This window comes from Bacillus sp. JUb11 (genome assembly GCF_024807925.1).
Lineage (GTDB): Bacteria > Bacillota > Bacilli > Bacillales > Bacillaceae > Bacillus > Bacillus altitudinis.
Genome location: NZ_JANUEZ010000003.1, coordinates 43,424 through 56,509, shown reverse-complemented (window position 1 = coordinate 56,509; position 13,086 = coordinate 43,424). Strand labels below are relative to the sequence as shown.

General features: G+C 41.8%; 17 protein-coding genes. All 17 read left to right on the top strand.

Annotation, left to right across the window (positions count from 1 at the left end):
* Positions 1–48 precede the first annotated feature (48 nt).
* The 17 genes from M2369_RS06305 (at position 49) to M2369_RS06225 (ending at position 13,085) form a co-directional block, all read left to right on the top strand.
* Positions 49–528, top strand: coding sequence for a hypothetical protein (locus M2369_RS06305; RefSeq protein WP_019743247.1), 480 nt, complete (start codon positions 49–51; stop codon positions 526–528).
* 163 nt (positions 529–691) lie between these two features.
* Positions 692–1,342: a stage II sporulation protein R gene (gene spoIIR / locus M2369_RS06300; protein WP_008343416.1), complete on the top strand. Its 651-nt coding sequence runs from the start codon at positions 692–694 to the stop codon at positions 1,340–1,342.
* A gap of 63 nt (positions 1,343–1,405) precedes the next feature.
* Positions 1,406–1,849 (top strand): GNAT family N-acetyltransferase, encoded by a 444-nt coding sequence (locus M2369_RS06295; protein WP_008343414.1) that lies wholly within the window; start codon positions 1,406–1,408, stop codon positions 1,847–1,849.
* Between the two features lie 161 nt (positions 1,850–2,010).
* Entirely contained in the window at positions 2,011–3,063 is a 1,053-nt protein-coding gene (locus tag M2369_RS06290) for an L-threonylcarbamoyladenylate synthase (protein WP_008343412.1), read from the top strand.
* Between the two features lie 60 nt (positions 3,064–3,123).
* The gene (locus tag M2369_RS06285; RefSeq protein WP_008343411.1) at positions 3,124–3,678 is read left to right on the top strand and encodes a manganese efflux pump MntP; all 555 of its coding nucleotides are present in this window, start codon (positions 3,124–3,126) and stop codon (positions 3,676–3,678) included.
* 63 nt (positions 3,679–3,741) lie between these two features.
* On the top strand, positions 3,742–4,200 hold the full coding sequence (locus M2369_RS06280; RefSeq protein WP_017360042.1) for a low molecular weight protein arginine phosphatase: 459 nt from the start codon (positions 3,742–3,744) through the stop codon (positions 4,198–4,200).
* A gap of 141 nt (positions 4,201–4,341) precedes the next feature.
* Positions 4,342–4,791, top strand: a complete 450-nt coding sequence (rpiB, locus tag M2369_RS06275) for a ribose 5-phosphate isomerase B (RefSeq protein WP_003214714.1) — start codon at positions 4,342–4,344, stop codon at positions 4,789–4,791.
* A gap of 12 nt (positions 4,792–4,803) precedes the next feature.
* Entirely contained in the window at positions 4,804–5,343 is a 540-nt protein-coding gene (locus M2369_RS06270) for a TIGR01440 family protein (protein ID WP_041507900.1), read from the top strand.
* 177 nt (positions 5,344–5,520) lie between these two features.
* Positions 5,521–6,768: a serine hydroxymethyltransferase gene (gene glyA, locus M2369_RS06265; RefSeq protein WP_041508119.1), complete on the top strand. Its 1,248-nt coding sequence runs from the start codon at positions 5,521–5,523 to the stop codon at positions 6,766–6,768.
* A 147-nt stretch (positions 6,769–6,915) separates the two neighbouring features.
* Positions 6,916–7,545, top strand: coding sequence for a uracil phosphoribosyltransferase (gene upp / locus M2369_RS06260; protein ID WP_003214553.1), 630 nt, complete (start codon positions 6,916–6,918; stop codon positions 7,543–7,545).
* Positions 7,546–8,043: 498 nt separating this feature from the next.
* Positions 8,044–8,427: an ATP synthase subunit I gene (locus M2369_RS06255; RefSeq protein WP_007497639.1), complete on the top strand. Its 384-nt coding sequence runs from the start codon at positions 8,044–8,046 to the stop codon at positions 8,425–8,427.
* A 7-nt stretch (positions 8,428–8,434) separates the two neighbouring features.
* Positions 8,435–9,169 carry a F0F1 ATP synthase subunit A gene (gene atpB, locus M2369_RS06250; protein ID WP_007497637.1) on the top strand — a complete coding sequence of 245 codons (735 nt, stop codon included), beginning with the start codon at positions 8,435–8,437 and terminating at the stop codon, positions 9,167–9,169.
* Between the two features lie 48 nt (positions 9,170–9,217).
* A complete protein-coding gene (gene atpE / locus M2369_RS06245; RefSeq protein ID WP_003214968.1) occupies positions 9,218–9,430 on the top strand; it encodes a F0F1 ATP synthase subunit C in 213 nt (70 codons plus the stop codon).
* A gap of 120 nt (positions 9,431–9,550) precedes the next feature.
* Entirely contained in the window at positions 9,551–10,063 is a 513-nt protein-coding gene (gene atpF, locus M2369_RS06240) for a F0F1 ATP synthase subunit B (RefSeq protein ID WP_007497634.1), read from the top strand.
* Entirely contained in the window at positions 10,060–10,605 is a 546-nt protein-coding gene (locus M2369_RS06235; protein WP_007497632.1) for a F0F1 ATP synthase subunit delta, read from the top strand. Before atpF ends, M2369_RS06235 begins: the two co-directional genes overlap by 4 nt.
* A 16-nt stretch (positions 10,606–10,621) precedes the next feature.
* Complete coding sequence (atpA, locus tag M2369_RS06230) at positions 10,622–12,130, top strand: F0F1 ATP synthase subunit alpha (protein ID WP_008343398.1); 1,509 nt, start codon at positions 10,622–10,624, stop codon at positions 12,128–12,130.
* Between the two features lie 88 nt (positions 12,131–12,218).
* On the top strand, positions 12,219–13,085 hold the full coding sequence (locus M2369_RS06225) for a F0F1 ATP synthase subunit gamma (RefSeq protein WP_007497628.1): 867 nt from the start codon (positions 12,219–12,221) through the stop codon (positions 13,083–13,085).
* Position 13,086: the final 1 nt, after the last annotated feature.

The following is a 13,086-nucleotide window of genomic DNA, read 5'->3' as shown; positions in this document are numbered from 1 at the left end:
ACATAAATTTGTTTTGAAGGAGCGAATGGTGTGAACAGAAGGTATGCGATGGTGTTGGTCATCGTCAGTGTACTATTGATTGTGAGTGCTTGCGGTAAACCGAGCTTTAAAAAAGAAGCAGCAGCATTTGGGGAAAACTATAAAAAAGCACAATACACAGTGAATCGGACGGATGACCTATCTGACATGAAGGAGAAGTTGAAGGATTATTTAACCGAGCATGAATATCAAGAATATACAGAAGACAGCATGTTTCCAAGTGTATTAGAAGCAGCAAAAGATCAAGATTGTCAAATTAAACTGAAAAAAATTACGTTTACACCTTCAGATGAAAGCGATGACAGGATTGAATTTGACTATGAAATGATCATTCAATTTATTGACCATAAAGGAAAGGTCAAAAAGGAAATTGAGAAAAAAGGTGCAATGACAGTTATCAAAACAGATTCGGGATTAAAAATCAGCCGAGATTGGGATGGAAGACTGTACCCTTCCGATTACCAATCCTCACTAAAAAGCCGTTCATAAGTTGTTGAATGGCTTTTTTGCATGCAGAAAAAACATTGATTCGCTCACCTCATGTAGTTGTTTTTTACTCATAATCTATTAAAAAAATCATTTTTGCTGTTTACGAGATGCGTTTCCTGGACACAATGTTTGTAGCGAAGAGAAAAAGTGGGGGGAACACATTATGTTCAAAAGTAAAATGATGATTTGTCTTTATATGTTTCTATTATTATGTGGTGCTTTTGCAAACCTTGGAAAAGAGGAGACGGCGGCTGCTTCTGCCAATCAGCCTGTTGTGATTCCAGATGAAGCCATTCGTTTACGCATTTTAGCCAACAGTGACCGGTCGGCAGATCAAGGTGTGAAACGAAGTATTCGAGATGAGGTCAATGCCAATATAACGGAGTGGGTGAAAGACCTCACATCCATTGAAGAAGCTAGACGTGTGATTCGTTCAAAGCTTCCAGACATCAATCGTATTGCCAAAGCAAAATTAAAGGAACAACACATTGATCAATCCGTATCGGTCAGCTTTCAAAAAGCCTCATTTCCAACAAAGCTATATGGCAACTTTGTTTATCCTGCTGGGAAATATGAAGCCATTTTGATTACGTTAGGGGAAGGAGACGGAGCCAATTGGTGGTGTGTGTTATTCCCACCGCTCTGCTTTATCGATTTTTCAAACGGAGAAGCGATCGCCTCACCAGAAGGAGATGATAAAGAGCAGGTAGCCGCAGAGCCATCAAATGAATCTGTCAATGAAGTGGTAAAAAAAGAAGAGACGGGTGAAGTGAAATTCTTTCTGTTCGAATGGGTCTCTAGTCTTTTCTCTTAAAAAAGGTCTAAATCTGTTTTTGTCTCATAGAGTTGAAGTAAGAGAACAAAAAGAGGTGAAAGCATGTATTATCAATTAAGAATAGCGACAGAAGAAGATGCCCCGGCCATTAATGCTTTTCTTGAAAAAGGCCAAGCAAAAGGCGGGGTGACGATTGCAGAGCGTACGTCATTTGTGGTCATGGAAGATGCAGACGGTGAGCTTGCAGGCTGTTTAGGTCTTGAACGACTAAATGAACAAGAAGGATTGCTAAGATCACTTGTGATATCAGATAAACTTGGTCAGGGGCATATCGTTTCTCTGTTCCAAAGTGTTCAAACGCTAGGGGAAAAACAAGGTGTGGACACCTTTTATGTTGTAGCCAATCACTCCTCGTCGCATGATTTTTTAGCGCTGATGGGCTTTACGCCTATAGAGGAAATCCCAAAAAGTGTGTGGGTATCTGCGCATGCAAAAGAGTCGTTGGGAAAAGAGCAGGCGGTTGTGCTGCAAAAAACAGCGAGTTAATCACAAAACACCGGACTTATTCACATACTTATCCACTGTAAAACAAGCGTTATCCACAAATTGTGGACAACGCTTGTTTTATTTAGCATCATCTTTTATACTTTCAAAAGGATAATTGAGATATATCAACAGTTTTATCTTTTTTAAAAGGAGTTTGTATGATGTTAAATACAAAAAGATGGTCTGTGGATTTAAAAAAGGATTTATCCACATACTATCCACAAATTGAACAAGCAGCTCTGTTGTTGCGGCAGAATGAAGTGGTCGCTTTTCCGACAGAAACGGTTTATGGACTAGGGGCAAATGCAAAAGAGACAGAGGCTGTGAAGAAAATTTATGAAGCGAAAGGACGCCCAAGTGATAATCCGTTGATTGTTCACATTGCGGATGTTCAACAGCTTCATGAATTTGCGCAAATAGAAAATGAAAAAGTAACAGCTCTGATGGATGCCTTTTGGCCAGGCGCTCTCACCATTGTTCTACCTTGTAAGCCGGGCACATTATCAAAGCAGGTGACGGCAGGTTTAACGACAGTAGGCGTAAGAATGCCTGATCATCCTGTTGCGCTTGAACTCATCCGAGCAGCTGGTCTGCCAATTGCCGCGCCTAGTGCCAACCGTTCGGGGAAACCATCGCCGACACTTGCGGATCATGTCGCGAGTGATCTTGATGGGAAAATTGCTGGCATTGTCGATGGTGGTTCAACAGGTATTGGCGTGGAGTCAACGGTTGTATCCTGTGTAGACGAGATTCCAGTGATCTTAAGGCCGGGCGGTATTACAAAAGAAGCGTTAGAAGAGGTCGTAGGAACAGTCAACACGGATCCAGGGTTGACGAAAAAGGACGAGGCGCCTGTATCGCCGGGAATGAAATACACACATTATGCACCTGAAGCACAAATGTATATATTTCATGGAAGTGATGAAGACATGCAGCTGCACATTCAGAAGTACCGAGCTGAAGGACTAAAAGTAGGTGTGCTGACGACAGGAGAAAAGAAGGAATGGTTTGCGGCAGATGTTATCTTTAGCTGTGGATGGAGAGAAAAGCCTGAAACGGTTGCGGCAAACTTATATCGTGTGCTGAGACAATTTGATGAAACGGATGTAGACTTGATCATTTCAGAAGCCTTCTCAGAGCAGGGAGTTGGTTCTGCGATCATGAACCGTCTGCAAAAAGCGGCAGGAGGGCGCACTCTCTCTTCATTCAAATAGTTCTAACCTCTCTTGGACAAACATAGGTTAAAGGAGAATGCGTGTCCAAGGGGGATTTACATGAATGAACTAGCTGGCGAATTGCTGACACTCAGTATCATGGCTTTTGCACTTGGAATGGATGCCTTTTCGGTTGGACTCGGCATGGGGATGATTCAGCTGAGATTCCGCCAGATCCTTTATATTGGACTTGTCATTGGGATATTTCATATGTTTATGCCGCTTTTTGGCATGCTAACAGGTCAGCTTTTATCTGGCTGGCTTGGGCTCCTAGCAACCTATATAGGCGGGGCGCTGCTTTTGGTGCTGGGTCTGCAAATGATCATCGCTTCTATCCGAAAAGAAGATAAGCCATTTATCGCACCTGTTGGGGCCGGTCTCGTTCTTTTTGCAACAAGTGTGAGTTTAGATAGTTTTTCCGTTGGCTTAAGCCTGGGGATTTACGGTTCTCGGGTGTTGATGACCATTTTATTGTTTGGCTTTTTTAGTATGATGCTCACATGGCTTGGATTATTACTCGGTAAACAGGTTCGGTCATGGGTAGGTTCATACAGCGGGACGCTTGGCGGATTGATTTTACTAGCCTTTGGAATCAAATTATTATTTCCGCTCTAGCCAGTCTCCTTACATAACATGTAGAATGAAATGCTATATAATAGAAGAAAAGGAGGTCGAAAGATGAATATCTTATTTGTTTGTACGGGAAATACTTGCAGAAGTCCGATGGCTCAAGCCCTTTTTTCCTCCATTGCAGATGAAAAAGGCTTACAGGTCACTGTAAAATCAGCGGGCATCTTCGCCTCTGATGCAGGGAAGGCTTCTCCTCAAGCAGTCGAAGCATTATTTGAGAAAAGCATTCCACTGAATCACTCATCGTCTAAACTAACAGAAGAACTTCTTCATGAAGCAGATTATGTCTTCACCATGACGATTCAGCATAAACAGTTGATTGTGGAGCAATATGCTCATGTGAAAGACAAGGTCTTCACTCTAAAAGAATTTGCGACAGGATCAGAAGGTGACGTGTCGGATCCATTTGGAGGGAGTCTCTCCATTTATCAGGAGACACGAGATGAACTAGAAACGCTATTGTATCAACTTGCTAAAAAGCTTAAACAGGATCACAAATCCTCATAAATGGACAACCTGTAAAACCGTTGCGCAAACGGTTTTTCTGCTTTTGTTTGCAAATGACTAGGCAGAGGTTAAAATATAACTGTAAATAAAGAATGAATGTAAGACATGACAGATTAACTCACCCTTAGGAGGAATTGCCCGATGAAAGTAGCCATTGCATCCGATCACGGCGGAACGAATATTCGTGAAGAAATCAAACAACTAATGGATGAATTAAAGATTGAATACATTGATATGGGTTGTGAATGTGGATCAGGTTCTGTAGACTACCCTGACTATGCTTTTCCTGTAGCCAATATGGTGGCAAACGGGGAAGTCGATCGAGGCATTTTGATTTGCGGGACAGGTATCGGTATGAGCATTTCAGCAAACAAAGTGAAAGGCATCCGCTGTGCACTGGCGCATGATACATTCAGTGCAAAGGCGACGAGAGAACATAACGATACAAATGTTCTTGCGATGGGAGAACGAGTCATTGGACCAGGATTGGCAAGAGAGATTGCTCACATTTGGCTGACAACAGAATTTACTGCAGGACGTCATGCTGTGCGGATTGGTAAAATCGCTGATTACGAAGAAAAGCACCTGTAAGGAGCGCTTAACATGAACATTGGTCAAGATTGGCTTGAAATGTTAAAAGAGTTTCATCAAACAGTTGAACTGCGAGCCGGCCACATTTTAGTGATTGGCTGCAGTACGTCAGAATTGGCTGGCGAGCACATTGGGACAGCGGGAAGTGAGCAAATTGCTGAAGCTATTTATCAAGAGCTCGATCAACTGAGACGCGAGACAGGAATTGAATTGGCCTTCCAATGCTGCGAGCATTTGAATCGTGCCCTCGTTGTGGAAGAAGAGGTGGCGTACCGGCTTAACTTAGAAATTGTAGCGGCAGTACCTGTCCGTAAGGCGGGTGGTTCTATGGCGGCGCATGCGTATCAGCAAATGGAACACCCTGTGCTGGTTGAATCCATTTCAGCGCATGCAGGGATTGATATCGGTGATACATTAATCGGCATGCACTTAAAGCGGGTAGCTGTACCGGTCCGTCTCAGCCGTCATCAATTAGGACAAGCACATGTGACGTTTGCAAAAACTCGTCCAAAGCTGATTGGCGGAGAACGAGCCGTTTATACAAGTTCATAGTTCGGATATATTTCTAATATAATGTTGAATGATGAAGACGCTTCACCCTTTGAATATTCGGGTTTTCATAAAAAAGAAGTCGATTTTCCAAAAAAAACTTTTACATTTTACTCAAAAACCGTGTACAATGAGATGGTGAAAACATCGAATGGAAATAGATTGGAGAGGATTTCGCTGATGAAACATTTACCTGAGCAAGACGCACAAGTATTCAAAGCAATTCAACTAGAGCGGAAACGCCAGCAGGACAAAATCGAATTAATTGCATCAGAAAACTTCGTAAGCGAAGCAGTCATGGAAGCGCAGGGCTCTGTCTTAACAAACAAATATGCAGAAGGTTACCCTGGTAAACGCTACTATGGCGGCTGTGAACATGTAGACGTTGTAGAAGATATCGCACGTGACCGCGCAAAAGAAATTTTTGGCGCTGAGTATGTGAACGTACAGCCTCACTCAGGAGCTCAAGCGAATATGGCCGTATACTTTACAATCCTTGAGCATGGCGATACAGTGCTAGGCATGAACTTATCACATGGCGGGCATTTAACACATGGAAGCCCTGTAAACTTTAGTGGCGTACAGTACAACTTTGTAGAATACGGTGTAGATAAAGAAACACAACATATCGACTACCAAGATGTACTTGAAAAAGCACGTGAGCATAAGCCGAAACTAATCGTAGCGGGGGCAAGTGCTTACCCACGTCAAATTGATTTCAAAAAGTTCCGTGAAATTGCCGATGAAGTCGGTGCTTACTTTATGGTGGACATGGCTCACATCGCGGGTCTTGTTGCAGCAGGTCTTCATCCAAATCCTGTTCCTTACGCTGATTTTGTGACAACGACAACTCACAAAACATTGCGCGGACCTCGCGGCGGAATGATTCTATGCCGTGAAGAGTTTGGTAAAAAGATCGACAAATCGATCTTCCCTGGTATTCAAGGTGGACCACTCATGCATGTGATCTCTGCAAAAGCTGTTTCTTTCGGTGAAGTATTGAACGGAGATTTCAAAACATATGCACAAAACGTGATTGATAACGCAAAACAACTAGCTGAAACACTTTTATCTGAGGATATTCAGCTTGTATCTGGTGGAACAGATAACCATCTTGTTCTCATCGACTTGCGCTCTCTTGGCATTACAGGAAAAATTGCAGAAAACGTTCTTGATGAAATTGGTATCACTGTGAACAAAAATGCAATTCCATATGATCCAGAGAAACCATTTGTTACAAGTGGTGTACGTGTAGGTACAGCAGCAGTGACAAGCCGTGGCTTCGATCAAGAAGCGATGAAAGAAGTCGGTTCCATTATTGCGCTTGCTCTGAAACATCATGAAGATGAAACGAAATTAGAAGAGGCGAAAAAGCGTGTATCTGATCTGACAGCTCGTTTCCCTCTATATCAAGAATTAGATTATTAAGATGCAGACCCATTTGCCTATTTTTGGCATGTGGGTTTTTTTTGTAGGATTTGCGAATCATATTGAAAGATGATGTCTTTTTATGTAGAATTGTAGGAAGTGTGCAAAGTTCACCGGAAGATGACAGAAAAGGAGTTGTAGCAAGCAATGGCAAAGGTTTATGTATTTGATCACCCGCTTATTCAGCACAAACTTACATATATTCGTGACGTTCATACAGGAACAAAAGAATTTAGAGAGCTAGTGGATGAAGTCGCAACATTAATGGCATTTGAAATCACAAGAGACTTACCGCTTGAAGAGGTAGATGTAGAAACACCTGTACAAGTCGCTAAATCAAACGTGATCTCAGGTAAAAAACTCGGAGTTGTGCCGATTTTAAGAGCAGGTCTTGGAATGGTAGACGGGATTTTGAAACTCATTCCAGCTGCCAAAGTGGGACATGTCGGTTTATACCGTGATCCGAAGACATTAAAGCCTGTTGAATATTATGTGAAGCTTCCATCTGATGTGGAAGAGCGTGAATTTATCGTAGTAGACCCAATGCTTGCAACGGGCGGATCAGCAGTAGAAGCATTAAACAGCTTGAAAAAACGCGGTGCGAAAAACATCCGCTTCATGTGTCTGATTGCTGCGCCAGAAGGTGTAGAAGAAATGCAAAAACATCATCCAGATGTTGATATCTACATTGCGGCATTAGATGAGAAGTTAAACGAAAAAGGTTACATCATCCCAGGTCTTGGTGATGCTGGTGACCGTATGTATGGAACAAAATAAGAATGATTCATGAAAAGCCCACATGCAAACGTGCATGTGGGCTTTTTTGAAAAATATGACAAACGGTTGATATCGTTCTTAGAAAAATCAATGTATACTGAACATTAGCAGTTTTTTTGCATGAATGTCACAACTCTCCTAAAGTTTGATGAAATTGTGAACATTTTGTGTGCTCTCTCATTATAGAAAAGTTTTTTAACTTTCAACGGATTGACACATCATAGACGCTATTGTATGCTAAACGAGGGTATTATGGTAAGGTTTTCATAGCCTATAGCACTCTACTAATCCTCATTGTGAACCCTTTAATAATCAGGGTTTGTATCAGCGAATGAAGCAGAATCCCATAGATCTAAAGATTTCAAGTCTGATTGCACAATTAGACCGATGGGTGATTGATTTTTTTCAAATAGGACGGCTTATCATAAGCGTCTTCTACGCAGTTTTCATCACCATTTATCACCTTTTTTACAATATTTTTCATCGGGAGTCAGATGAATGAACGATCCAAACGTCATTTTCCGCAGACAGAGTAAATATATGTTCTATTTATTGGCAATTTTTGTGTTTGGCTATGCCATGCCTGGTTTTAAACCACTGTTTCTTGGTTTCATTATCGGCACAATTTTTGCTTTCTTTAATTTATTCCTGCTTATTCGGAGAATGCATGCTTTTGATCGAGCAGTTAAAAAAGGAAAATCTATTCGTTCAATGGGAAGTACAGCCAGGTGGGCCAACGCAATTCTCGCAGTAGCGATTGCTTGGCGTTACCCTAACGAAGTTCATCTGGCAGGTGTTGTTATAGGATTAATGACAATATATCCTGTCATTATGATAGATTCCTTCATTCAACTTAAACGTTCTACTATGGAAGAGAGGTGAATACTCTTTGGGTCACAGTTCAAAAACTACAGAATTTTTAGGGTTAACGTTCAACTTATCCAATGTTCTCATGATTACGATTGCTAGTATCATCGTTCTTCTCATAGCGGTGCTGACTACTCGTGTTCTGGCTATTCGTCCGACAAAGGCGCAGAACTTCATGGAATGGATTGTTGATTTTGTTCGAAATATCATAGGTAGTTCGATGGACATGAAAACAGGAGCCCCATTTCTAGCGCTTGGCGTTACATTACTCATGTACATATTTGTTTCAAACATGCTTGGACTGCCATTCTCGATTACGGTCGATCACAACTTATGGTGGAAATCACCAACTGCTGATCCTGCAATCACAATGACACTAGCGGTTATGGTCATGGGATTGACACACTACTATGGTGTTAAAGCAAAAGGAGTCAAGGAATATACAAAAGACTACTTTAGACCAATCCCACTTTTAGTACCGCTGAAAATTATTGAAGAATTTGCAAACACATTAACACTTGGTTTGCGTCTTTATGGAAATATTTTCGCTGGAGAGATTCTTCTTGGTTTACTTGCAGGACTTGCGACTAATTTCTATTCGCAAAACCTTGCACTAGGTATCATTGGTACATTAGGTGCCATCGTGCCGATGATTGTATGGCAGGCATTCAGTTTGTTTGTCGGAACCATCCAGGCATTTATCTTCACCATGCTGACAATGGTGTATATCTCCCATAAAGTCAGCGACGAACACTAAAAAATTGAGAGTCCAAAAAGGACGTTATTTTAAAGGAGGAGCTTTTTAATGAATTTAATAGCAGCAGCAATTGCAATCGGTTTAGGAGCACTAGGAGCAGGTATTGGTAACGGTCTAATCGTATCTAAAACAGTTGAAGGAATCGCTCGTCAGCCAGAAGCTGGTAGAGAACTAAGAACTCTTATGTTCATCGGGGTAGCTTTAGTTGAGGCACTTCCAATTATCGCTGTCGTTATCGCATTCTTGGCATTCTTTGGTTAATATGTGAGAAGCGTTCTAATATGAATTTTAATGGCGAAGATCAGATTAGTTCGAAACTTCGCCATTCCTTTATGTTTTGTTTCTTAACATATTATTTAAAGAAGGGAGTTGCCGTACTAAATGTCTCAGTTACCAGTAGTTTTAGGAGCAGGTCTAAACACCGGAGATATCATATTCCAGCTGATCGCTATGCTCATCCTGCTTGCACTTTTAAAGAAATTTGCGCTTAAGCCTTTATTAGGGATTATGAAACAGCGTGAAGATTATATAGGAAATGAAATTTCAAGTGCTGAAGAAAAGCACGTTCAAGCTGAAAAGCTTCTTGAAGAACAACGTGTCTTATTGAAAGAAGCACGCGAAGAATCACATACACTCATCGAAAATGCGAAAAAGATTGGTGAGAAACAAAAAGAAGACATCATTCAAGCAGCGCGTCAAGAATCAGAGCGCTTGAAAGAGTCTGCTAGAACTGAAATCGTGAAAGAAAAAGAACAAGCTGTGGCTGCACTGCGCGAGCAAGTTGCATCACTTTCTGTATTAATTGCTTCTAAAGTGATTGAAAAAGAACTTGATGAGCAAGCACAAGAGAAATTGATCCAAGAGTATCTTAAAGAGGCAGGCGAAAGCCGATGAGCGTGACTATTGTCTCTAAGCGTTACGCTTCTGCTCTTTTTGACATCGTTCTTGCTTCTTCGGCAGTAGACGAAACTGAAAAAGAGCTGAATGAGATCAAAAAAGTTCTCAAGGCTGACCAAGAATTAAATGACTTTCTTGTTCATCCGAAGATTACGGCAGACAAAAAGAAACATCTGATTGCAGAAGCTTTCAAAGGTGTTTCGACATATGTTTTGCACACAATGTATTTACTGATTGACCGTGGACGCACGAATATTTTTCCTGAAATGGCGTCTGAGTTTGTGAAACTTGCAAACCGTACGAAACAAATAGACGATGCGATCGTGTATTCAGTGAAACCGCTCAGCGGAGCTGAAATTCAATCTTTATCTGAAGTATTTGCCAAAAAAGCCGGAGTCACATCACTGCGTGTAGAAAACGTGATTGACAAGGATCTAATAGGCGGAGTGAAAATCCGTATCGGAAACCGCATTTATGACGGCAGTGTCAGCGGAAAGCTTTCCCGCATTGAACGTCAGCTTGCAGGCGAAAATCGTTAGAAGGGGTGAAACCTTAGTGAGTATCAAAGCTGAAGAGATTAGCGCGCTGATAAAGCAGCAAATCCAAAACTATCAATCTGAAATTGAAGTAAAAGATGTCGGTACAGTCATTCAAGTAGGGGACGGTATCGCGCGTGTACATGGCCTTGACAACATTATGGCAGGAGAGCTTGTTGAGTTCTCTAACGGTGTAATGGGTATGGCTCAAAACCTTGAGGAGTCTAACGTAGGTATCGTAATCTTAGGACCTTACAAAGATATCCGTGAAGGTGACGACGTAAAACGTACAGGTCGTATCATGGAGGTTCCAGTAGGAGAAGAGTTAATCGGACGTATTGTGAACCCACTTGGTCAGCCTGTTGATGGACTAGGTCCAATTTTAACAAGCAAAACACGTCCAATTGAAAGTGAAGCACCAGGCGTTATGGATCGTAAATCGGTACATGAGCCGCTTCAAACGGGAATTAAAGCAATTGATGCCTTGATTCCAATCGGACGCGGACAGCGTGAATTGATCATTGGGGACCGTCAAACAGGTAAAACATCTGTTGCAATTGATACGATCCTGAACCAAAAAGATCAAGACATGATCTGTATCTATGTAGCGATCGGACAAAAAGAATCAACTGTTCGTGGTGTTGTTGAAACACTTCGTAAGCATGGTGCGCTTGACTACACAATCGTTGTCACAGCTTCTGCATCACAGCCAGCTCCACTTCTTTACCTTGCTCCTTATGCAGGTGTAACGATGGGTGAGGAATTCATGTATAACGGCAAGCATGTGCTTGTTGTGTATGATGACCTTTCTAAACAAGCGGCAGCTTACCGTGAGCTTTCATTATTGCTTCGTCGTCCTCCAGGCCGTGAAGCATTCCCTGGTGATGTTTTCTATCTTCACTCTCGTTTATTAGAGCGTGCAGCGAAGCTTAGTGATGAAAAGGGTGGCGGTTCTATCACAGCATTGCCTTTCGTAGAAACGCAAGCTGGTGATATCTCTGCATATATCCCAACAAACGTTATCTCAATCACAGATGGACAGATCTTCTTACAATCTGACCTCTTCTTCTCAGGCGTACGTCCAGCGGTAAACGCAGGATTGTCTGTATCTCGTGTAGGTGGTTCTGCACAAATCAAAGCGATGAAAAAGGTAGCAGGTACACTTCGTCTGGATCTTGCTTCTTATCGTGAGCTTGAAGCATTCGCTCAGTTTGGATCTGATCTAGACCAAGCGACTCAAGCCAAATTAAACCGTGGTGCTAGAACAGTTGAAGTCTTAAAACAAGACTTGAACAAGCCGCTGAAAGTTGAAAAACAAGTAGCGATTCTTTATGCACTGACAAGAGGATACTTAGATGATGTAGCGATTGCTGATGTCAAACGCTTTGAAGCTGAGTTATTCATGTACATTGAAGAAAACCATAAAGACTTGTTTGACACAATCTCTCAAACAGGAAACATGCCTGCTGATGAAGAGTGGAAAGCAGCGATCGAAGGCTTTAAACGTACGTTTGCACCAAGCAACTAATTAGTAATCTTTCCGAGAGAAAAAGATTCTCTTTTTCTCTCTTTTCACGTAAATGAACACGGATTCCTGAAAAAAGGTGGTGAAATCTTTGGCCTCATTACGCGATATTAAGTCAAGGATCACGTCAACAAAAAAATCGAGTCAGATCACAAAAGCGATGCAAATGGTATCAGCTGCGAAACTGAATCGTGCTGAAAATAATGCGAAGTCCTTTGTTCCTTACATGGAGAAAATCCAAGAAGTCGTTGCGGCAATCGCAACTGGAACAAGTGCTAAGCACCCAATGCTTCTTTCAAGACCTGTTAAGAAAACAGGGTATCTCGTCATTACATCTGATCGAGGACTTGCAGGACCTTTTAACAGCTCGATTTTACGTGCCGCTTACCAAGCCATTCAATCTCGTCATCAATCTGCTGATGAATATGCGGTGATTGTGATTGGTAAAATCGGACGCGACTTCTTCAAAAAGCGTGGTATTCCAGTTATTTCTGAAGTCACAGGGCTTGGAGACGAAGTAGCGTTTGCTGATATTAAAGAATTAGCAAGCAGTACAGTACAAATGTTCTCTGATGAAGCGTTTGATGAGCTTTACATGTTCTATAACCATTTCGTCAGTGCCATTTCACAAGAAGTAACAGAGAAAAAATTATTGCCGCTAACGGACCTTTCGGCCGCAGCAACACCAAATAAACGTTCCGCATCTTATGAGTTTGAGCCTTCTGAAGAAGAAATTCTTGAAGTTCTCCTTCCTCAATATGCAGAGAGTTTGATTTTCGGTGCGCTTCTTGACAGCAAAGCAAGTGAACATGCTGCAAGGATGACAGCAATGAAGAGTGCAACAGACAACGCAAAAGAATTGATCGACAGCCTGACACTCTCTTACAACCGTGCTCGTCAAGCAGCGATTACACAAGAGATTACAGAAATTGTCGGCGGAGCAGCTGCCTTAGAATAGA